We start from the raw sequence: 21,810 nt of genomic DNA, 5'->3' as shown, positions 1-21,810 counted from the left end.
TCCTTACTTGATTTGTCTAAAGACTTTGTTTTCCAAAAGAAATATTTTAGTGCAATTTTTGGCAATCTCCTCATCGTGCGTTGCCAAAACCATTCCTGCCCCTCTCTCTTGCAAAAACTCCAAAATGATTTTCATCACGCTCAATGCTGTTTGCTTATCTAGATTGCCTGTTGGCTCATCAGCAAAAATCATTTTGGGCTTCTTGCATAAAATCCTAGCGATTGACACTCTTTGCTGTTGCCCTCCACTTAGCTCTCCAACTTGTTGAGAAAGAGTGTGGGAGATTCCCATTCTCTCTAAAAGTTTCATATCTACTTCTTGATGAGCCAAAAATGAAGCGATAGCTAGATTTTCTTGTGTGCTAAATCCACGAAAAAGATAATGAGCTTGGAAGATGATTCCCACACCATAGCGACGCAAAGCCAAAAGCTCATCAATGCTAAGAGAGTAGATATTTTTTTGATTGAGTAAATCAATGCTCCCACTTTTGGGAGGAAGAAGGGTTGAGAGGTGGTTGAGGATCGTGGATTTCCCACTCCCACTCACACCTAAGATTGCAATAGATTCCCCCTCATTGCAATCTAGATTTACCCCCTCATAAAGTAAAGTTTCAAAGCTATGTGATAAATCCGTAGCTTTGAGGAGTTGCATTATTTTAGAGTTGAGCCTTAACTTCTGCTGCAAAATCTACAACTTCTTTTTCAATCCCCTCACCAAGCTCAAATCTCACATACTCAGTAATCTCAATGCTATCATTGAGTTCTTTGCTTTTTGCTTCTAGCACTTGAGCGATAGTTTTCTTATCGTCCATTACATAAAATTGTCCAAGAAGCGTCATTCTTTGATCAATTAGTGTGTTATCTGCGATAAATCGCTCCATTTGACCTGGGAGGATTTTGTCCCAAATTGCCTCAGGTTTGCCTTGAGCTTTTAGCTCTGCTCTCAAATCCTCTTCAGCTTTTTTCAATACTGCTTCTGTAAGCTCGATTTGTGAAACATAGCTAGGGATTTTGTGCAATGGCTTTCCAAGTCGCTTTAGCTCCTCGTTTTCTTTCTCAAGCTCAGCAATCAAAGCGATTTTTTCTTTGGCGATAAACTCGCTATCAATTTGCTTATAGCTTAGATATTGAGGTTTCATCGCTGCTGCGTGCATACAAAGGTTTCTTGCAAACTCAGCTAGTGCAGGAGCATTTTTGGCATCTTTGTAAGCAATCTTGATGATTACCCCTACACGCCCATTGGAATGCACATAACCATTAACAACGCTTTGAGAGTCAGCACTGACATTTGCGATGCGTCTTACGACAATGTTTTCACCAATCTTTGCGATTTGTCCTTTGAGATAATCATCAAAGCTAGAGCCATCGACACTAACCTTGACTAAATCTTCAGCGTTTGAAATTTTGTTTTGCTCTACAAGATTTGTAGATTTCTCAACCAAAGCGATAAATCCCTCATTTTTTGCCACAAAGTCAGTTTCACTATTGATTTCAAGCATTACAGCATTTTTGAAATCAGGTGCGACTTTTACAGAAATCACACCCTCAGCAGCAACGCGATCGGCTTTTTTGGCTGCTTTGCTAAGTCCTTTTTCTCTCAAATACTCTACTGCTTTTTCAATGTCCCCTGCCACTTCTACAAGAGCTTTTTTGCAGTCCATCATTCCTGCATCAGTCATCTCACGAAGTTTTTTTACAAGTTGTGCGTTAATTTCCATTACGCATCTCCCTTCATTTCTTTCTCAATCTCAGCTGTTACTTCATCAAGCACTTCTTGCTTCTCTTCCTCACTTGCAGGAGCAGTTTCGATTGGAGCTTGTTCTCCCTCTCCACCTGCCATCGCACGACCTTCAGTAATCGCTTCAGCCATTTCTTTGCAGAAAAGTTGAATTGAGCGAATCGCATCATCATTTCCTGGGATTGGATAATCAATCATATCAGGATCGCAGTTTGTATCAATAGGTGCAACCACAGGGATTCCAAGTCTTCTAGCCTCTGCCACTGCGATTTTCTCTTTTGCTGCATCAATGACAAAAATCATATCAGGAGCTTTTTTCATATGGCGAACACCACCAAGATATTTGTTGAGCTTTTCTTTTTTTCTCATAAGCATTAGCTTTTCTTTCTTAGTAAGCAAATCAATTTGTCCGCTTGCTTCCATCTCTTCAATCACTTCTAGCTTTCTTACAGATCGCTTAATTGTGCTGAAGTTTGTAAGCATTCCACCAAGCCATCGGTAATTGACATAAGGCACATTCACACTCTCAGCGTATTGCTTAAGTGTCTCACTTGCTTGTTTTTTTGTCCCTACAAACATAATCGTTTTTCCCTCAGCCGCTGCATCACGAACGATATTGTATGTATATCTGAAGTATCGAATTGTCTTTTGCAAATCGATAATGTGGATATTTTTTCTCACACCAAAGATAAATCTTTTCATCTTTGGATTCCATCTTCTTGTCTGATGTCCGAAATGAACACCACACTCTAGTAGGTCTTTCATTGTAACCATAGGGCTTCTCCTTAGTAATGTTTTGAGTTTGTTCCTCCACGCTCCTTAGCCCTTCAGGGCAACTCTTGAAGAATTAGCGTGTGCGTATTGCTTTGGCAAAGCCAAAAAGGAAGCCAAGATTTTAGCGTAAATTTGCCTTTGAATTTTTCTTTTTATCCCCAAAAGTATAATTTTTCTCAAAAACTTATACAAAGTTGTTTTTTTATTCACTCAAAAATTTTAGAGTTCCACCCTTTTATTTTGCCCCAAAAGGAAATGATAATGAAAATCTTAATCGCAGGTGGAGGATATGGTGGGCTGAAAACCGCCCTCACACTCCAAAAACGCAATCCAAATGCAGAAATCACTCTTATCTCAAAACACGATTACCACTATCAAACCACGCTTTTGCACAAAATCGCCGTAGGCACACTAGGAGAGAGAAAAGCCAAAATCTACTATCGCCCTCTTCTCAAAAAAGTCTCTTTCATCAAAGACAAAGTGATGGAGATCTGCCCCCAAGATAACAAGCTCATCGGCAAACTTGGAGAGTATCCTTATGATATTTTAGTCATTGCTCTAGGGTTCAAACCTGATGATTTTGGGATCAAGGGAGTGAAAGAACACGCTTTCAAACTCTCCTCACTCAATGCTTCTCTAAGACTATGCAAACATATTGAAAGAAAGTTCAAAGATTATCATATCACCCAAGATAAAAACGATCTCTCTTTCATCATTTGTGGAAGTGGGCTTACAGGCATTGAGTTTAGTGCTGAGCTTGCAAGTGATGTGCCAAGACTTTGTAAAATCTATGGAATCAATCCCAAAGATGTGCAAATCTCTTGTATTGGACGCTCTAGCAATGTCTTGCCTGTCTTCCCTCAAAGCCTCAAAGACAAAACCGAGAGCAAACTCACTGCTCTAGGGGTAACACTCCACAATCAAACAAGTGTGCTAGAGTGCCATAGTGATGGGGTGCTTATCTCTTGTGATGGAGTGGAGAGCAAAATCTATGGGAATACAATCCTTTGGAGTGCAGGAGTAAAGGGAAATGATAGTATCGAGCATTACTCAAAGATAGAAAATCAAAAAGGAAGGCTCAAAGTCGATAGCAAACTCAAAAGCATAGATTATGAGAATATCTATGTAGTGGGGGATTGTGCGATTTATGCCCAAAAAGATGTCATCTATGTCCCCACAGCTCAACTTGCCACACAAATGGGAGAGTATGTGGGAAATCTTTTGGCTGACAAGCTAGGGGGCAAAACCCACTTTGAAGATTTTAAGTTTATCAATCGAGGTTCAGTTTGCTCTATCGGACACCTTGATGGCGTGGGAGTCGTCTTTGGCAAAAAGATTAGCGGAGAGCTAAGTGCATTTGTGAAAAATAGCATTGAAAATCGGTGGCTTTTTGGAATCGGTGGGCTAAAAATGGTGCTAAAAAAAGGGCAATTTAGGTATAGGAGCAGTGATTAACCTCCTCTATCCTCTCCCACTCTCTAAGATATGCTACAATCCACAAAGCTCAAGCAAAGGAGTTTTGATGAGAAAAATCCCACTTGACACTCTAAGGACATTTGACAAAGACGCTATCTCTATCCTCTCACCAAAAAGGCTAGAGGGCTATGAGGGAAGCATAGAGAGGCACTATGAAAATCTCTTTTTAGCTTTTCAATCAGGGAAAAGAATCGCCACGCTTGAAATCTACTTACGCAATAAGCTTGATTTTTGTCTTAGAGAAATTGAGGGGGAGGATTGGATAAAGAGTGAAAAGAGTTTATGTCTTATCAAGCAAAAAACACATATTCCACTCCCAGCCCTCTATCCTCATCAAATCCTCTCAAGTCTTATGTTTGGAGAACTTATCGGACTTATCAATGCCTATGGAATCAAGCACTATATGTTTGATTTGAGAGATTTTGATTTTAGAAAATATCATTGGAGCAATCGCAACTATGGGTATATCAATGGAAAAAAGGTGGCATTTTCCAATATTGATAAAAACGCAATTGTTCTCAATCTGATTCGCAACATTCGCAATCGTGCATTTCATTGGGAAAATCTATTCAAGGTTACAAAAAAAGATAATGGGGATATATTTCCTCGCCTTACTCATAAAGAAAACAATTCAACAATAGGGGTAATGCCTGAAATGATTTTAGAGTTTTTAGATGATTTGATAGATTGTATCGGAAATGAAGTGATAAAAGAATGTATTAGAAAAGGTGGGTGCTAGTTCACCCTCGAAAATATAGAATTTTACTATAAAATCAAAAAACTTTTTTGGAGTTGTTGATAGATTGTGCTAATTAAAGATAAGAGATTTTCAGAAAGGGTGGGCGCTAGTTCGCCCTTGAAAATACGAAATTCTACCACATTTTTTTATACTTTTACTCAAAAATTTTTCTAATCATCGGAGAAAAGGACTTTAGCACCACTTCCACACTCTCTCCCACCTCTATCCCCTCTAGCTCATCACTATGAGCTACAAAGCTCAATACCTCTCCCCCCACTAGCACACACACCTCACACACCAAATCATTTTTCTTAATCTCTAGCACTTGGGCGATAAGCTGGATATTGTTCTTGCCAAAAGCTCCTTTGGGAGAGGAGCGAGAGATGACTTTGCCCTCATTCATAAGCAAAACCTCCTCACTCAAGCGATACACCTCCCCAATATCGTGGCTTACCAAAATGAGAGTAAATCCCAACTCCTTTTGCAATCCCAACACTTCATTTAAAAGCTTGTTTTTTATCCCACTATCAAGGGCTGAAAATGGCTCATCAAGAAGCAAAATCTTTGGACTACTTGCCAAAGCCCTAGCGATAGCCACTCTTTGAGATTGCCCCCCTGAGAGTTTGCTAGGCTTAAACTCACACAATGCCCCTAGCTCCATTATCTCTATAAGTCTCTCCACCCTCTCCTTACTTGCTCCCTTGCCATAAGCGATATTTTCAAATACAGAGAGATTGGGGAAGAGGGAATAGTCTTGAAACACAAAGCCCACCCCTCTCCTCTGTGGTGGCAAACTAAATCCCCTCTCACTCCACACCTCTCCCCCCACAACAACTCTCCCACTCTCTATCTCTTCTAATCCTGCCAAGACTTTTAATATCGTGCTTTTGCCTACTCCACTTTTGCCAAAAAACGCCACTCTTGAGCCAAGAGCGATATTCTCTCTCACCTCTAGCACAAACTCCCCATTTGCCCCATTGAGGGATTTGCAAAAGTCAAGCTCTATCATTCAAAAACCTTTTATTAATATAGAGCATTACAAAAAGCAAAATAAAGCTAGTGAGAAAGAGGGTTAGGGCGTATTGATGAGCCAAAGAGTAGTTAATCATCTCCACCTCATCAACAATAGCAATACTTGCCACTTTTGTTTTGCCCTCAATATTCCCCCCTATCATCATCACCACCCCAAACTCCCCCACAGCGTGAATAAAAGTCCCCACACACGCAATCAAAATAGAGGGCTTGATATTGGGAAGCAAGACTTTAAAAAGCGTGTAGAGTTTGCCTCTGCCAAGTGTAAAACTCGCTCTCTGAAGATTATCACTCAAAGCAAATAAGCCACTTTTGATAGGCTGTATCATAAAAGGAAGCCCAAAAATCACGCTTCCTAGCAAAATCCCTCCAAAGCTAAATACAAGCTTCACATTAAAATGCTCAAGCAAAAAAGCTCCCAAAGGGCTTTGGGGAGAGAGGGCAAGGAGGAGATAGAATCCTAGCACCGTGGGAGGCAAAACCAAAGGAAGCCACACCAAAACCTCAAAAACAAGTTTAAGCCACCCTTTGGAATAATAAAAATAATACCCTGCCAAAATCCCAATAGGAAGCAAGATAATCATCGTCAAAAATGCTAGAGCAAAAGTAAGCGTCATCGTCTCAACAAACATTAACCAAGCCTCTCAAGGATAATCTCATTGGATTTGACAAACCAAAAAAACTCCTCCCCCACCTCTATCCCTAGCTCTTTGCACGCCTCATAAGAGATAAGAGAGCTAATCTCCCCTCCACAAAACTCAAACTTCACTCTTGCTAGGACTTCATTATGCGTAATTGAGAAAATAGGAGAGAGGAATTTATTTCTTGCACTGATTTTCTCACTTTGTTTATGAGCCACCATCACATCACTTTCTTTGAAACTTGCCCTCACTCTCTCCCCCACTCCTAATCCACCCCTCAAAGTCATCACTCCCAAGACAAACCCCTCTCCTTGCACTTTGATAAATGCAATCCCCTCAGCCTCTTTGATAGCGACAATCTCTCCGATGAGTTGATTCATTGTCCTCTCTCATATCCATATTTGAGGAAAATCCCCTGCCCATCATTACTCAAAACAAATCTTGAAAACGCCCTTGATAGAGCTTGGTTTTTGCTCTTTTTGAGAATGATGAAAGACTGCTTGATAGGAGAGTAGAGGGCAGGATCTAAGATAAGATAGCTCATTTTTGAATCATTGATAACCAAAGAGAGGGCATTTAGCCCCACTTCAGCATTTCCACTTCTGACAAAGTTTAGAGCCTGACCAATAGAATCTCCATAGACTAATTTATCTTGCACACTCTCATAAAGCTTGGCTCTTTTAAGATACTCTACCCCTGCTTCTCCATAGGGGGCAAGTTTGGGGTTGGCTATGGCAATATGCTTGATTTTTTCACTACTTTTTAGCACATAAGGGGTTGAGATATTGACATTTCCCATAGCACACAATACAAGTTTGCCTAGTGCATACACTCTAGGCTCTAGGAGTGCCATTCCCTCATCAAAGAGCATTTGAGGTTTTTTGCTATCAGCTGAGAAAAACAAATCTGCCTCAAAGCCATTTTTGATTTGAGCGTAAGCCTTGCCTGAAGAAAGATAAGTGATGATGATATTCTCATCAGGATAGCTCTTTAAAAACTCTTGTTTGATTTCTTCCAATACATTTTTGAGATTGGCGGCTGCAAGGATTCTTAGCTCCCCTCCCCAAAGTCCCAAAACCAAAAGAGCACTACACACAAAAGCCCTCATTTCCACTCCTTGTCGTTATATATTTATAAATATAACGAAGTTTAACATAATTTTATGTGTTTAATTCTACCTAAGAGCTTTGATTTCAGTGATTTAAGATGAGATGAAAGCAAGAGAAATGGGCGTCAGTCCGCCCTTGAAAGTGAATGAGATTATACTAGATTTTTACAACAAAACAATATTTTTATAGTTGTCAATTCATCTCCTCTCTTTACGATATGCTACAATCTAGCAAACCCTCCAAAGGAGCAAAAATGCAAAAACTTTCCAAAGATACTCTTGCTTCATTTAGATTAGATATTGCCTCAATCCTCTCACATAGACGATTGCAAAGCTATCAAGATGATATAGAGTGCTATTACAAAAATCGCATTTTAGCCTTTAGAGCAGGACACAAGGTTGCAGAAATTGAAATCTATCTAAGAAATATGCTTGATTTCTGCCTTAGCAAACTTATAGGGGAACAATGGATAAAGAGCGAGAGAAGTCTAGCACTTATCAAACCCAAAACTCACGCCCCTCTCCTTGACCTATCCCCTCATCAAATCCTCTCTTCTCTTATGCTTGGAGAAATTGTGGGGTTGATTGGAGAATATGAGATAAGACATTATATGTTTGATTTGCAAAAAATGGATTTTAGAAAATACCATTGGAGAAATCGCAATTTTTGCTATATCAATGGCAAAAAGCACCACCTCTCTAATGTTGCCAAAGTAAATATCGCCCTCAACCTTTTACGCAATATCCGTAATCGTGCTTTTCATTGGGAAAATTTACTCAAAACTAGAGAGATTGACAATATCCCCTATCCTCGCATTACCCACAAAGAAAATGGTTCTAGCATAGGAATAATGCCTGAGATGATTTTGACTTTTTTAGATGATTTGATTGACAATATCAACAACAAAGTGATGAAAAGGTATCGTGATATAAAAATAGAAGGATTTTAAAGGTGGGCGTCAGTCCGCCCTCGAAAGTGAATGAGATTATACTAGATTTTTACAACAAAACAACTTTTTTCCATCACATTCTCAAAAAATTCTCAAGCAGTAAATGTCCATTTTGTGAGAGGATAGATTCTGGGTGGAATTGCACTCCATAGATTGGGAGTGTTTTGTGTCTGAGTGCCATAATGACACTATCTTCCCTACTCCAAGCAATCCCCTCTAGCTCTTCCCCCAAACTCTCCACCACCAAAGAGTGATACCTCATCACCTCAAACCCACTCTTACACCCCACAAAAAGCTCATTTTCTACAAAATCCACTTTTGAGGTTTTGCCTTGAATTGGCTCACTCCCTCTCCCCACTCTCCCCCCAAAAGCATAAGCGATACACTGATGTCCTAGACAGATTCCTAAAATTGGCTTAACCCCCTTATACTTCTCTATCACCCCCAAGCTCTCCACCGCCTCACTCGGACTCCCTGCACCTGGGGAGATGATGATATGAGAAGCATTTGATAAATCCCCTATCTCCCTAGCCTCATAGACTCTCACCTCACAACTAAGCTCTTCTAAAAAATGCACAATATTGTAAGTAAAAGAATCATAGTTATCTATAAGTGCAACCACTTATAGCCCCTCACCCACCAAAAAGGCAAGTTCCAAAGACTGAGTAGCATTCAGTCTTGGATCGCATTGTGTTGCATAGTTTTTCCCTAGCCCCTCTATGGTTACACTCCCTCCGATACACTCACTTACATCTTCTTGTGTCATCTCAAGGTGCAATCCCCCTGCATACACTCCACACTCCTCACAAAGTGCAAAAAACTGCCTAATCTCACTCAAAATACTCTCAAAATATCGTGTTTTTACCCCATTGCTTTTGATTGTGTTGCCATGCATTGGATCATTGACCCACACGACATTTCTTTCTTTTGTCGCTCTAAGGAGTGGAGGGAGAGATGAGGCGATATACTCCTCTCCCATTCTAGCAATCAGCACAATTTCTCCCTTTTGATTACTAGGATTGAGAGTATCAAGCAACCCAAGCAATCTCTCTGCACTCATTCTAGGGCTGACTTTAATCCCTTTGGGGTTTTTTATCCCACGCATAAACTCAATATGAGCAGGGCTATCAATCGTCCTCTCCCCAATCCAAAGAAAATGAGAAGAGCAATCATATATCCCACCCCCCAAACTATCCTCACGACACATTGCTTCCTCATAGTTTAGCACCAACGCCTCGTGGCTGACAAAAAACTCTCCAAACTCATTTCTTTTGTCAATATCCACCCCACAGCTCTCCACAAATGCCAAAGCTTGAGAAATATCTTTTGCCAAAGCTTGGTATTTCTGCCCCAAAGGATTATGCGTTACAAAATCAAGGTTATAGCGTGAAATAAGGTGCAAGTCTGCCATTCCCCCCTTGCTAAAGGCTCTTAAGAGATTGAGTGTGCTACTTGATTGATGATAAGCCTTTAGCATTCGCTCAGGGTTATGCTCCCTCTCATCTAAAGCAATGCCATTAATCATATCTCCCCTAAAGCTAGGAATCCTCACACCCCCAACCTCTTCAAACTCCTCGCTTCTTGGCTTGGCAAACTGCCCTGCAATCCTGCCGATTTTGAGGATTTCCATACCTCTTGCATAGCCCACAATGACACTCATTTGCAAAAAAAGCTTATAAAAGTCCCTAATCCCTGCCCCACTCAATCGATCAAAGCTCTCAGCACAATCCCCTCCTTGCAAGATAAAAGCCCTACCCTCTTGCACTTTGGCGATTTTGCTTTTGAGAAGCTCCACTTCTTTGGCAAAAATCAAAGGAGGATACCCCCTAAGCTCCCTCTCCACCTCTACAAGTCGCTCTCTATCAGCGTAATTGGGGGATTGTTTGATAGGCAAACTTCTCCAAGTGCTTGGAGTCCAGCTCACTTCACTTTCCTTTTCTCTCGCCTCTTTTGTGCCTCTTCATAGCGTCGCACTTCTTCAGGAGTATGGGGTGTGAGAGGAGGGATAGCCACTTTGTTACCCTTCTCATCAAGTGCAACCATTGTGAAATAAGAGCTATTGCAATGAAACACCTCGTGTGTCTTGATATTTTCAAACTCCACTCGGATTCCCACCTCACAACTTGTCTTGCCTACATAATTCACACTTGCATAGAAATTCATCAATGAGCCAATCGGTATGGGCTGTTTGAAAAGCACTTGATCCACACTCAAAGTAACCACCCCACACCCACAATATCGTGTCGCACACGCATAAGCCACTTGATCTAGGAGCTTTAGCAACTCTCCTCCATGCACCACTCCACTAAAATTGGCAAGTGAGGGTGAAGCCAAAATCGACATTCTCAAAGTTTTGATATCTTGCTGTTTCATACCCTTATCCATATATTGTTTTTTGTAATTCTAACATATCCCCAAAACCTATCCTCTACTTCTCTACCCTTTTTTGGCGAAACTCCCTCTCACTATCTAGTCCAAAAATCTCTCCCAAATCCCCTAAATACCGATATTGCACCCCCCCCCCCCACTGAAAAAGATAGGATAATCTCTTGACTTATCTTAATGATTTTTGCTAATATTCCGATATTGCTATATCCAAATCCATAACTATATTTAGGAGAGTATTCTTATGAGAAAAATAAAGTCTGAAAATAACTACAATGGGGGGGGGGGTAGAGTAAAAAATCAACGCTCAATCTTCAAACCCCTTATCTCTAGCTCACTTGCTTTAGCTCTAGGGGTGAGTGTGGGAAATGCGACAACCTCGTTTTATCAGCAAGATTCTAATGGAGGGCAAGGGACTGCGATAAGTCCAACGAATCTAACTTGGGGAACAACAACTATCGGAGAGATTCAATACTCAACCTTTTTGTACAATTCAACTCTAAAAGACACCTTTAAACTTTATGTCAAATCAAATCAAAATACTTGGAACAGCTCTGGTTCTCAGCTTGATATTCAAAGCAATGCTATGCTTGTCTCAAATACAGGATTGGCTATGGGGGATAGTGGGACAGGAACATTGACTTGGGATATGTGGACAAATACAGGCGATAATACACCCAGCTCTTTCATTATGGATTTATCCACTATAACTGACAGCAATTCTTATGCTTTCTATGGAAACATAACAATTGCTGGTTCTACTAATGGAAGTCAACAAAACTACTCAAACAAAACATTGACTGGAAAATTTGGTGGAAAAGGGATTAAAGGAAGTCTAACTTTTAACTCTCTTGGAAATGCCGACCTTATTTTCGGAAATAATGCAGGGATTGAGGGGAGCGTTACGATTAGTCAAGGAACAAACACCTTGACTTTTAATGGAGTAGGTGCAACTATCAGCAATGGACTAACTGCCAATGGGGGGATAAATACTATCAACCTCAATGCTAACACCACGCTCACACTCAATAATGGTAATGGAAATATTTCCACCACAGCAGGAACAACCTCTATCAACTTCAAGGGAGAAAATGGAATCCTTGCAGGAGGAGTAGAGACAAGTGGAGGAAGCACCACGATAAATATCGCAGATTCTTCAAGTGGGACAATCAATGGAAATATATCGACACCAAGTCCAAGCACCACTCTTGCGACAATCGTTTTCGCTAGTGGAAATGGGAACAAATCTCTAAGATTGGGTGGAAGCAGTAACACTCTTGCAGGCATTACCCTAGGGAATGGAAATGCTTCTACCAACAACACTCTTAGTCTCTCTGGTGGAACGACAGTGATTGGCGTTTCAACCACTCCTACAACGATTGCTAGTGGCAATGGCTTAAATATTGTTTTTGAGAATGCAAATACTATGCTTAGAAACAACATTGCAAACTCAGGAACTGCAAATATCAACTTCAATGGAAGTAATGGACACTTTAGTGGAAATATCGCAACCACTGGAAGTGGTGCAGTTACGACTATCAATATCTCTGATGGCAATAGCGGAACTATTGATGAAGCCGTAACCACAGCAAATAGTGGAGCTACAAACATTGATTTTGCTAGTGGTAGCAATGCAAAATCCCTCACTCTAAGTGCAGGGGGTAATACACTATCAGGAATCACTCTAGGAAGCAATTCAACAGCAAACACTCTTGCCCTCTCCACAGGAAGCACAATATTCAATGGAGCAAGTGGCGTAAGTGTAGGAGAAAATCAAGCCCTTACATTTGATTTGACAGGTGGCACGACACTTACATTTACCAATGGGCTTTTGAGCAATGGTGGAACTTCACTTTTCAATGTCAAAGATAGTGCCTCTTCGACAATCAATGGAAATATCACTTTGAGTGATAATGGAGAAAATAATGTAAATTTTGCAGGGACAGGGACTCTCATTCTCCAAGGTGCAGACAATCAGCTCACAAGTGTAAGCTCCACCACAAGTGGAATCCTAAGCCTTGATGGTGCTTCAAATAGTGCAGGAGTTAGTGCTAGTGTTTCAAATGCGATTACAGGCAATACCACTACCCTAAACTTCAATGGAACGACAGACAAAAAAGCAGAGATGACTCTAAGTGCTAGTGGTAATGAACTCAAAGCAATCACATTGGAAGCTAGTGCTACAAACAATAAACTTATCCTCTCTGCAGGAAGCACTAGCGTTGAAACAAATACAGCCATCACCACAGGACAGGCTCTGACATTTGATTTTGCCAATGGAAGCAATGTCAATCTTACAAACAATATCTCCAATGCAGGGACTACAAATCTTGAATTCAATGGCACAAATGGAACTCTCACAGGGACACTTGACACCACAGCAGGGACTACAACTATCAAGATTGCAAATGGCAAGAGTGGATCAATCAGTGGAGCTGTAACCACAGCAGAGAGTGGAGCTACAACGACGATCAACTTTGCAGAGGGAGATGGGGATAAAACCTTGCAACTAGGACAAGACACAAATACACTTACAAACATTACTTTTGGCAATGGCTCTTCTTCTTCGACTCACAACACTCTTGATCTCAATGGAAGCACCACAATCAAAGACACCACAACTATCAGTGCAAATCAGGGATTGACTTTTAATTATGAAGGAAAGAATGTCGAACTGACAAACAATATTTCAAACACAGGTGGAGAAGCAAATGTTAGGTTTGGTGAAGATAATGGCACACTTACAGGTAATGTCTCTACTTCAGGTGGGACAACTGCACTAAACTTCATACAAAGTGGAAGTATCACACAAGGGGTTAGCACAAGTGGTGGAACTACAATCATCTCAATCGGTAGTGCCAAAACAGCGACTATCACAAGTGGGGTAACGACAAGCGATAGTGGAAGCACTCAAATTGATTTCATCGGAGAAAGCACCTTAGCAGGAGCTGCCAGCACCACAGGAGGGACGACGACTTTCAATCTCGGCTCTAGCAACTCCTCTACTGCCACAGCTACAATCTCAGGGACTATCACAAACTCAGCGACAAATATCTTCAATGTCAATGCAACCACAACAACTCTCAAAAATGATAATGGCTTAGTCTTCTCAGGTGGGACAAATACAATCAACTTTGCCAACACTAATGGCTCTACTCTCACTTGGCAAGATAGCAATGGAGAAACTCAAAACATCAGCACCACAGGGGGAACTACAAATATCAACTTTGATAATGATGGTGTAATCAGTGGTGGGGTTAGCACAAATGGAACTACTGCCACAACCACCACAATCACAATCGCAGATGGCAAAAGTGGAACAATCAATGGAGCTGTAAGCACAGGTGCTAGTAATTCAACCACAAACATTAGCTTTGCAAATGGTAGTGGTGCAAAATCCCTTACTCTAAGTGCAGGAGATAATACGCTTACAGGAATCACTCTAGGAAACAATTCGACAGCAAACACCCTTACTCTCTCCACAGGGACAACTACTATCAACACAGCCACAAATATTGCAAACAATCAAGCTCTAACATTTGATTTGAAAGATAGTGTCAATCTTACAAACAATATCTCCAATGCAGGAACTACAAATCTTGAGTTTAATGGAAGCAATGGACTCCTCACAGGGACAATCAGCACCACAGCAGGGATTACAACAATCTCTATCGCAAATGGCAAAAGTGGATCAATCAGTGGAGCTGTAACCACCACCACAGGAAGTGGAACTACAAATATTGACTTTGCTAGTGGTAGCAATGCAAAATCCCTTACTCTAAGTGCAGGAGATAATACGCTATCAAGAATCACTCTAGGAAGTAATTCGACAGCAAACACCCTTACTCTCTCTCAAGGAAGCACAGGAATCACCGATACCACAACCATTGCAGAGAATCAAGCTCTAACATTTGATTTTGCTGATGGAAACAATGTCAATCTTACAAATAATCTTGAAAACACAGGTGGGAGTGCAAAACTTGAATTCAATGGCACAAATGGAACTCTCACAGGGACACTTAGCACAAGTGGAGGGACTACAGCTATCAAGATTGCAGATAGCAAGAGTGGGACAATCACAGGAGCGATAGCCACAACAAGTGGAACTACAAATATTGATTTTGCAGATGGAAGTAATGCTAAGTCTTTGAATCTTCAAGGTGCAAATAATGCAATCACCACTATCACTTCAAATGGAAGCAACAACACCCTTAACCTTGATACGACTAGAAATGGTGTGAGTGTGGGAGTAACCAATGCCATTGTAGGAGATAGCCTCACTATCTCTATGGGTGGGACAACAAGCAAAAATGCAGAGCTAACACTCAATAACACAAATGGAGATAGCACACTCAAAGCCCTCACATTGGCAAATGCTTCAGCAGTGGAAGAAAATGTGCTAAATCTTGGTGCTAGAAAAACCACAATCACCGATAATCTCTCTATCGCTTCAAATCAAGGAATGACTATCAATCTATCTGATAATACAGAATTAGCTAGTGGGATTACAAATCAAGGGACTACAAACCTTGCCTTCAATGGAAGTGCTGGACTCCTCACAGGGACAATCAGCACCACAGCAGGGACTACAACCATCAAGATTGCAGAGGGCAAGAGTGGGACAATTAGTGGAGCTGTAACCACAGCAGAGAGTGGAGCTACAAACATTGATTTTGCAGATGGTAGTGGTGCAAAATCCCTCACTCTAGGTGCAGGGGGCAATACGCTTACAGGAATTGTTCTAGGAAGCGATTCAACAGCAAACACTCTCTTCCTCTCTCAAGGAAGCACAACATTCAATGGAACAAGTGGTGTAAATGTAGGGGCAAATCAAGCCCTTACATTTGATTTGGCAAATGGCACGACACTTGCATTTACCAATGGGCTTTTGAGCAATGGTGGAACTTCACTTTTCAATGTCAAAGATAGTGCCTCTTCGATAATCAATGGAAATATCACTTTGAGCAATGATGGAGCAAATAATGTAACTATTGGCAATGGTGGAACTCTTGCTTTGCAAGGTGAAAACAATCAGCTCACAAGTGTAAGCTCTACTACGAGTGGAACACTAAGTCTTGATGGAGCTTCAAATGAAAATGGGGTTAGTGCTAGTGTTTTAAGTGCGATTGTGGGCAATAGCACTACTCTAAACTTCAATGGAAGAACAGATAAAAAAGCAGAGATGACTCTAAGTGATGGTGGCAATGCACTCAAAGCAATCACTTTGGGAAGTGGTGCTACAAACAATACTCTCATTCTCTCTCAAGGAAATACAAGTATTGATGAAAATGTGAGTATAACAAGTGGACAAGTTATGATTTTTAATCTTGAGGACAATTCAAGTCTTGCTTTTGCTAACAATATTACCAATACTGGCTCACTAAAAAGTCTAGCTTTTAATTTCCAAGGAGGTAGCACCAAGATAAATGCCATATCAGGAGATATCACAACAGGAGATAGTTTAAGTAGTGATGTAATCACAACTCTCAATGTGACAAATGCTTCAACAGGGGTTATTATAGGAAACATCTATACAACCAATAGCAATACCACAAATGTAGCTATTGGAGAAAATGGAACTCTCACCCTGCAAGGTGCAGACAATCAACTCACAAGTGTAAGCTCCACCACGAGTGGAACACTCAAGCTTGATGGAGCTTCAAGTAGTGTAGGGGTTACTGCTAGTGTTTCAAGTGCGATTACAGCAGATGAAAGCGGAAACAAAACCACTACTCTCAACTTCAATGGTGCAAGTGGCAAAAAAGCAGAGATGACTCTAAGTGCTAGTGGAAATGCCCTCAAGGCAATTACTTTGGGAGATAGTGCCACAAATAACAAGCTCATTCTCTCCACAGGAAGCACTAGCATTGAAACAGGCACAACTATTACTACAAGCCAAGCTCTAACATTTGTTTTGGCAGATGGAAGCGATGTCAATCTCACAAATGCCATATCAAACACAGGTGGAAGTGCAAATCTTGAATTCAATGGCACAAATGGAATTCTCACAGGGACACTTGACACTTCCAACAATGGAACAACCACTATCAAGATTGCAGAGGGCAAGAGTGGGACAATCACAGGATCTATAACAAACTCAGCCACCACCACAGCAGATATTGGTAATAATGCAACTCTCACTCTAACAGCTGGACTTAGCAATAGTAGAAATACCACTTTCAACTTTAATGGAGAAAATGGAACATTAACAGGAAACACCATCACTACAAGTGCAGGTGCAACTACAATCTTCAATCTTGGCTCTAGTGCAAGTATAAGTGAAGCTTCAAGCAGTGTTACAGCCACAATCAATGGAACTCTCTCAAACAATGGAACAAACACTTTCAATGTCAATTCAGCCACAACCACTCTTCAATATGGAGCTAGTGGATTGAGCTTCTCTAGTGGGACAAATGAAATCAACTTTGCAAACACTTCTGAAAATGGTGCGACACTCTCTTGGCAAAATAGCGATGGAGATTCTCAAGCTATCACTACAAGTGGAGGAAGCACAAATATCAACTTCAATCATAGTGGAAGCATTGCAGGAGGAGTAAACACTACAGATTCAGGAACTACAAATATCAACATTGCCGATGAGGCGATAGCCACAATCAATGGCAATATCACTACTCCTACCCCTTCTCGTGATGGATTTAGTGTAAGAGGAGCAACACCAGCGACAAATGTAACTTTCAAATCTACTGAAGGTAAGACAAGCACCCTTATCCTTCAAGGCTCAACTAATCAAATCACCACTCTCACAATGGGAGCAGGAGAAAATATCCTTGCTTTGATGCAAAATGGAGAAAAAGGAAAAAAACAAAAATACACTAGCAGAGATGCAGTGATTGAGAATGTAAATAATATGGCCAATGGAACGCTTAAGCTCATCTCTCAAATCTCCACAAATGAAGCCAATACCTTCACTATCAATAGTGCAACTTTCTCTACAAGCAAAGAAGTAGAAGGCAATCAAGATGACACACAAGCAAACACACCAAAGCTCACAGGACATATCAGCCTAATCCTCAGTGATGGAGTGGATACTAATCAAGTTGGCAAAGAGTCTCCCATCCTTGTAGCAAGTGTAAAGAATGATTCAGGAATTGAATTTGAAAAAACTTCTAAACTCATTGATGGCTTCCTTATCAAAGAAGCAGATTTTACTATTGCTGATGATGGGAATTACCAAAAATATCTCCTCAGCTCTGTTAGAACTCAAGGCATAACAACCTCAGAGCAACAAGCCATTGCTTCAGCCTTTATGCTTGACTATAACCTCTATATGGCAAATCTCAATTCACTCAATAGAAGAATGGGAGAATTGCGTGAGAATGCTCATAGCCAAGGAGTATGGGCTAGAGTATTTAATGGGGCTTTAAGTAATGACTTTGGACTAGGAAGCAAGAGTAATTACACTACTATTCAAGCAGGATATGACTATGCCTTTGGGTTTGAGGGAGCAAATAACTATCTAGGAGTGGCTCTCTCTTATGCACTCTCTTTTGCAACCTCAAACTCCAAAGCCACAGATTATTCTATGGGAGAGGTTAGAGGGCTTGACAACATTTATAGTAATGCAGTAGAAGTGGCACTTTACAACTCCTATGTAGCTGATAGCGGTTGGTATAATGACACTATTGCTAAATTTAGCTACATTATGAGTAGTTTTGATATCCAAGCAAGTGGAGTTTCAGCTGAAAGCAGAGCAAGTGAAACAAATAACTATGCCCTAACCCTTAGTGATGAAGTGGGATATGCTATTAGAATGGGAGAGATGAGTGAGTGGAGTCTTACTCCTCAAGTAGAAGCAACATTTGGATACTTTAGCCAAAGTGATTTCAAACAAACTCTCTCTGATAGCAGTCAATATCTAGATTCTAAAGCTGAAAGTGTGCTAACCCTAAGGGCTAGAGCAGGAAGTGCATTGACTTATGACTTTAGAGCTTTCACTCAAAAAGATACTTTCAATGCCTCACTTTATGTAGGAGCATTCTATGAGTATGATTATGTTATGGGTGGAGATATCTCTATGGTTGTCAGTGATGGAACGACAGAGACTCAAAAGAGCGATATTGGAACTGATGGCAGGGTGGTAGTCAATGTAGGGACAAATATGACTATCCAAGATAACACAAGACTATACTTTGACTTTGAAAAAAGCTTTATGGGGAAAATCAACACTGATTATCAAGTGAATTTTGGAGTGAGATATAGCTTTGGAGAGAGTGATGGATATAGCCCAATCCTTGAAAAAGCTGATTACAAAGCACCACTCAAGATTGAAGGGGAAGAGAAAGAGGGAGAAGAGAGTGGAGAGAAGATAGAGGGCAAAGAGGGTGAGGGGGAAGCCAAGAGTGATAAAGCAGAAGAGAGCAAAACCACCAAAGACACAAAAGCTCCAGCCAAATCACAACCCAAAGAAAAATCTTCTAAATAATCGCTAGGCTTTGCCTAGTGCAACCCCTTTTGTCATCTCCAAACAAAACTCTTTAATGTATAATCTCAAATTATCTCTATAAAAAGGAGCAAAAATGAAACTTCTTTTAAGCGGTGGGTGTGGATATATCGGCTCACATACTGCCTATGAATTTTTGAAAAACACTCAAGCCCATATCACTTTGCTTGACAATCTCAGCACAGGGTTTAGAGAAACTTATGATTATTTGATTAAGCACTTCCCCAATCGTGTGAGTTTTTTTGAAGCGTCTTTGGAAGAAGTGGAGAAGATTGATGAATTTTTGAGAAAAAATCAATTTGATTGCGTAGTGCATTTTGCAGCCTCAATCATTGTAAGCGAATCGGTGGCAAATCCCCTGAAGTATTATCTCAATAATGCTGTAAATACCACAAATCTTATCAATCTTTGTGTCAAAAACCATATCAAAAACTTTATCTTCAGCTCCACAGCAGCAGTCTATGGAGAGCCCAAAATCAATCCTGTGAGTGAAGCCACCCCACTCTCCCCTATCAACCCCTATGGAAGCTCAAAATTGATGAGTGAATGGGTATTGAGAGATACGGCTTTGGCTCACGATTTCAACTACATTGCTTTGAGATATTTCAATGTCGCAGGGGCAAATGTAGATAACACACCTGAAGAGATGGCAAAGGCTGAGGGATTGGGGCAGAGAAGCCTAGAGGCAACTCACCTCATCAAAGTGGCAAGCGAGTGTGCGATTGGCAAAAGAGCGAGTATGGGAATCTATGGTGATGATTACCCTACTCCTGATGGCACTTGCATTAGAGATTATTTGCATATCAATGACTTGGCAAGGGCTCATTTGAGTGCGTATGAGTATTTGATGCAAAACCAAAAATCTGATATTTTCAATGTGGGTTACAATAGAGGATATAGCGTCAAAGAGGTTGTGGAAACGATGAAGAGGGTTACAGGCATTGACTTTGAAGCCAAAATCTCTCCACGCCGAGAGGGAGATCCTGCAATGCTTATTGCCTCAAACCAAAAACTCCTCACTCTCACTTCTTGGAAACCTCTCTACAATGACTTAGAGCTGATTTGCAAAAGTGCGTATGAGTGGGAAAAGTGTTTGAGGAAATAATTTGAGTGCATATCTACTCTTTGGAGGGTTTTTCTGCTCTCTTTTACTCAATCTCTCTATCATTGTTTTATCCAAAAAATTTGGACTATTTATCGATACTGCCACGAGTGATAAACCCCAAAGATTCCACACTCTCCCCACTCCAAGAGCGGGCGGGATAGGAATCTTTGCACCCTTTCTCTTCACTTCCCTCTCTTTGCTTCACACTCAATCAAACTTTATCTATGGGGCTTTGGTGGGGGGGAGCTTGGTGTTTTTAAGTGGATTAGTAGAAGATTTCAACGCCTCTCTTTCTCCAAAAGTGCGTTTGGTTTTGCAATGCTTAGGGGGTGGGGCTTTTATCTATCTCTCAGATTTATATCTCCAAAATCTTGGCTTTGGGATTACTCTGCCCTCTTATATCGCTATCCCTTTCACACTCTTTGCAATTGTAGGGATTATCAATGCAATCAATATCATTGATGGATTCAATGGACTAGCAGGTGGAGTGGCACTCATTGCTCTTGGAGTGCTAACTTATCTAAGTGAGGGAGGGGTTGAGAGTATTGTGTTTCTTGCTTTGCTAGGTGGAGTATTGGGATTTTTGGCTCTTAACTTCCCTAAGGGAAAGATATTTTTAGGAGATGGTGGGGCGTATTTTTTGGGCTTCATTCTCTCCATTTCTCTTATCAATCTCACCCAAGCCCCAAGCTCTCACATTAGTCCTTGGTTTGGGATCGCATTGCTAATCTATCCATTTTGGGAAGTGATTTTTTCAATCTATCGCAGAAAAAGACACAAAATTCCTGCAATGCTTCCTGATAGCAATCATCTCCACCAACTCATTTTTCACAAAACTCAAAGCAACCCCAAAACCACACTTATTATCCTTGCCTTTATTGCCCCCTTTATGCTCTATGCACTCTATTTCTGCAATGATGAAAAAGCTCTTTTGCTTGGAAGTGGGATTTTTATCATTCTTTATCTACTCATCTATCAAAGATTGGTGAAATTCAAAAATCATTTTTGAGGGAAGAGGTTTGGCATTTGCTCAAAGACACTCCCTCCTTTGAAAAGATTTTGAGGATTAAAGAGTTGTTTTTGGAGTCCTTTGTGGCATTCAATGCATTGTGGGATCATTCCATGCTCTTTGCTTAGAGAGGGGTTTTGGAGCTTTTGAGGAGAATGACAAGCAAAGCAATCTTGCCCACACCCCCCCATCTCAATGGCATTCATTTTCTCTTCTGTATGGCAACTTTTGCACTCAAGCATACTTTTATGTCTTTCATCGCTCTTGTAATCAAGCTTAAAATGACAACTTGCACAATCCCCACTACAAGCCAAAATCAAAGAAATAAAAAAACTCAAAAAAACTACGACTCTCATTCTCTCCCTTTTGTTTTTATCTTTATAACAAAACCCA

Annotated in this window: 17 protein-coding genes; 6 read left to right on the top strand and 11 right to left on the bottom strand. The window is 40.7% G+C overall.

Annotated elements, in window-relative coordinates; all coding sequences use genetic code 11:
- Nucleotides 1–3: 3 nt before the first annotated feature.
- Genes CQA58_RS00155 through rpsB form a run of 3 tightly spaced genes read right to left on the bottom strand, consistent with a single transcriptional unit; the run spans nucleotide 4 to nucleotide 2,511 of the window.
- Nucleotides 4–651 carry an ABC transporter ATP-binding protein gene (locus CQA58_RS00155; protein ID WP_115568687.1) on the bottom strand — a complete coding sequence of 216 codons (648 nt, stop codon included), beginning with the start codon at nucleotides 649–651 and terminating at the stop codon, nucleotides 4–6.
- Nucleotides 652–655: 4 nt separating this feature from the next.
- On the bottom strand, nucleotides 656–1,717 hold the full coding sequence (tsf, locus tag CQA58_RS00150; protein WP_115568686.1) for a translation elongation factor Ts: 1,062 nt from the start codon (nucleotides 1,715–1,717) through the stop codon (nucleotides 656–658).
- The gene (gene rpsB / locus CQA58_RS00145) at nucleotides 1,717–2,511 is read right to left on the bottom strand and encodes a 30S ribosomal protein S2 (protein ID WP_115568685.1); all 795 of its coding nucleotides are present in this window, start codon (nucleotides 2,509–2,511) and stop codon (nucleotides 1,717–1,719) included. Before rpsB ends, tsf begins: the two co-directional genes overlap by 1 nt.
- Nucleotides 2,512–2,766: 255 nt before the next feature.
- Here rpsB and CQA58_RS00140 point away from each other — a divergent pair, with 255 nt between their 5' ends.
- Together CQA58_RS00140 and CQA58_RS00135 are read left to right on the top strand one after the other, a co-directional pair.
- On the top strand, nucleotides 2,767–3,966 hold the full coding sequence (locus CQA58_RS00140) for an NAD(P)/FAD-dependent oxidoreductase (RefSeq protein WP_425454668.1): 1,200 nt from the start codon (nucleotides 2,767–2,769) through the stop codon (nucleotides 3,964–3,966).
- A 67-nt stretch (nucleotides 3,967–4,033) separates the two neighbouring features.
- Nucleotides 4,034–4,726, top strand: coding sequence for a hypothetical protein (locus CQA58_RS00135; protein ID WP_147288582.1), 693 nt, complete (start codon nucleotides 4,034–4,036; stop codon nucleotides 4,724–4,726).
- A gap of 154 nt (nucleotides 4,727–4,880) precedes the next feature.
- Here CQA58_RS00135 and CQA58_RS00130 read toward each other — a convergent pair whose 3' ends face one another.
- From CQA58_RS00130 to modA, 4 genes are read right to left on the bottom strand one after another with little or no spacing between them, the layout of a single operon-like run.
- Nucleotides 4,881–5,735 (bottom strand): ATP-binding cassette domain-containing protein, encoded by an 855-nt coding sequence (locus tag CQA58_RS00130; RefSeq protein ID WP_115568683.1) that lies wholly within the window; start codon nucleotides 5,733–5,735, stop codon nucleotides 4,881–4,883.
- A complete protein-coding gene (gene modB / locus CQA58_RS00125) occupies nucleotides 5,722–6,390 on the bottom strand; it encodes a molybdate ABC transporter permease subunit (protein ID WP_115568682.1) in 669 nt (222 codons plus the stop codon). The genes CQA58_RS00130 and modB overlap by 14 nt, the downstream gene beginning before the upstream one ends.
- A complete protein-coding gene (locus CQA58_RS00120) occupies nucleotides 6,390–6,779 on the bottom strand; it encodes a TOBE domain-containing protein (RefSeq protein ID WP_115568681.1) in 390 nt (129 codons plus the stop codon). Before CQA58_RS00120 ends, modB begins: the two co-directional genes overlap by 1 nt.
- Complete coding sequence (gene modA, locus CQA58_RS00115) at nucleotides 6,776–7,507, bottom strand: molybdate ABC transporter substrate-binding protein (protein WP_115568680.1); 732 nt, start codon at nucleotides 7,505–7,507, stop codon at nucleotides 6,776–6,778. Before modA ends, CQA58_RS00120 begins: the two co-directional genes overlap by 4 nt.
- Nucleotides 7,508–7,761: 254 nt before the next feature.
- Between modA and CQA58_RS00110 the strand changes: the two genes are divergently transcribed.
- Nucleotides 7,762–8,457 carry a CAAX protease gene (locus CQA58_RS00110; RefSeq protein WP_115568679.1) on the top strand — a complete coding sequence of 232 codons (696 nt, stop codon included), beginning with the start codon at nucleotides 7,762–7,764 and terminating at the stop codon, nucleotides 8,455–8,457.
- Nucleotides 8,458–8,530: 73 nt separating this feature from the next.
- On the opposite strand, the gene CQA58_RS00105 is transcribed toward CQA58_RS00110, so the two are convergent.
- From CQA58_RS00105 to CQA58_RS00095, 3 genes are read right to left on the bottom strand one after another with little or no spacing between them, the layout of a single operon-like run.
- A complete protein-coding gene (locus tag CQA58_RS00105; protein ID WP_115568678.1) occupies nucleotides 8,531–9,079 on the bottom strand; it encodes an anthranilate synthase component II in 549 nt (182 codons plus the stop codon).
- Complete coding sequence (locus tag CQA58_RS00100; protein WP_115568677.1) at nucleotides 9,080–10,381, bottom strand: 3-deoxy-7-phosphoheptulonate synthase class II; 1,302 nt, start codon at nucleotides 10,379–10,381, stop codon at nucleotides 9,080–9,082.
- Entirely contained in the window at nucleotides 10,378–10,830 is a 453-nt protein-coding gene (locus tag CQA58_RS00095; RefSeq protein WP_245942713.1) for an acyl-CoA thioesterase, read from the bottom strand. The genes CQA58_RS00100 and CQA58_RS00095 overlap by 4 nt, the downstream gene beginning before the upstream one ends.
- Nucleotides 10,831–11,086: 256 nt before the next feature.
- Here CQA58_RS00095 and CQA58_RS00090 point away from each other — a divergent pair, with 256 nt between their 5' ends.
- From CQA58_RS00090 to CQA58_RS00080, 3 genes are all read left to right on the top strand, one after another.
- Nucleotides 11,087–19,285, top strand: coding sequence for a hypothetical protein (locus CQA58_RS00090; RefSeq protein ID WP_115568675.1), 8,199 nt, complete (start codon nucleotides 11,087–11,089; stop codon nucleotides 19,283–19,285).
- A gap of 94 nt (nucleotides 19,286–19,379) precedes the next feature.
- Nucleotides 19,380–20,408 (top strand): UDP-glucose 4-epimerase GalE, encoded by a 1,029-nt coding sequence (gene galE, locus CQA58_RS00085; protein WP_115568674.1) that lies wholly within the window; start codon nucleotides 19,380–19,382, stop codon nucleotides 20,406–20,408.
- Nucleotide 20,409: 1 nt separating this feature from the next.
- Complete coding sequence (locus CQA58_RS00080) at nucleotides 20,410–21,417, top strand: glycosyltransferase family 4 protein (protein WP_245942712.1); 1,008 nt, start codon at nucleotides 20,410–20,412, stop codon at nucleotides 21,415–21,417.
- Here the strand turns inward: CQA58_RS00080 and CQA58_RS00075 are convergent.
- Nucleotides 21,408–21,773, bottom strand: a complete 366-nt coding sequence (locus tag CQA58_RS00075; protein WP_147288581.1) for a hypothetical protein — start codon at nucleotides 21,771–21,773, stop codon at nucleotides 21,408–21,410. The two genes, CQA58_RS00080 and CQA58_RS00075, sit on opposite strands and share 10 nt — an antisense overlap.
- Nucleotides 21,774–21,810 lie beyond the last annotated feature (37 nt).

The sequence above is a fragment of the Helicobacter brantae genome (assembly GCF_003364205.1).
Taxonomy (GTDB): Bacteria; Campylobacterota; Campylobacteria; order Campylobacterales; family Helicobacteraceae; genus Helicobacter_G; species Helicobacter_G brantae.
This window is presented reverse-complemented; position numbering and strand designations above follow the sequence as displayed.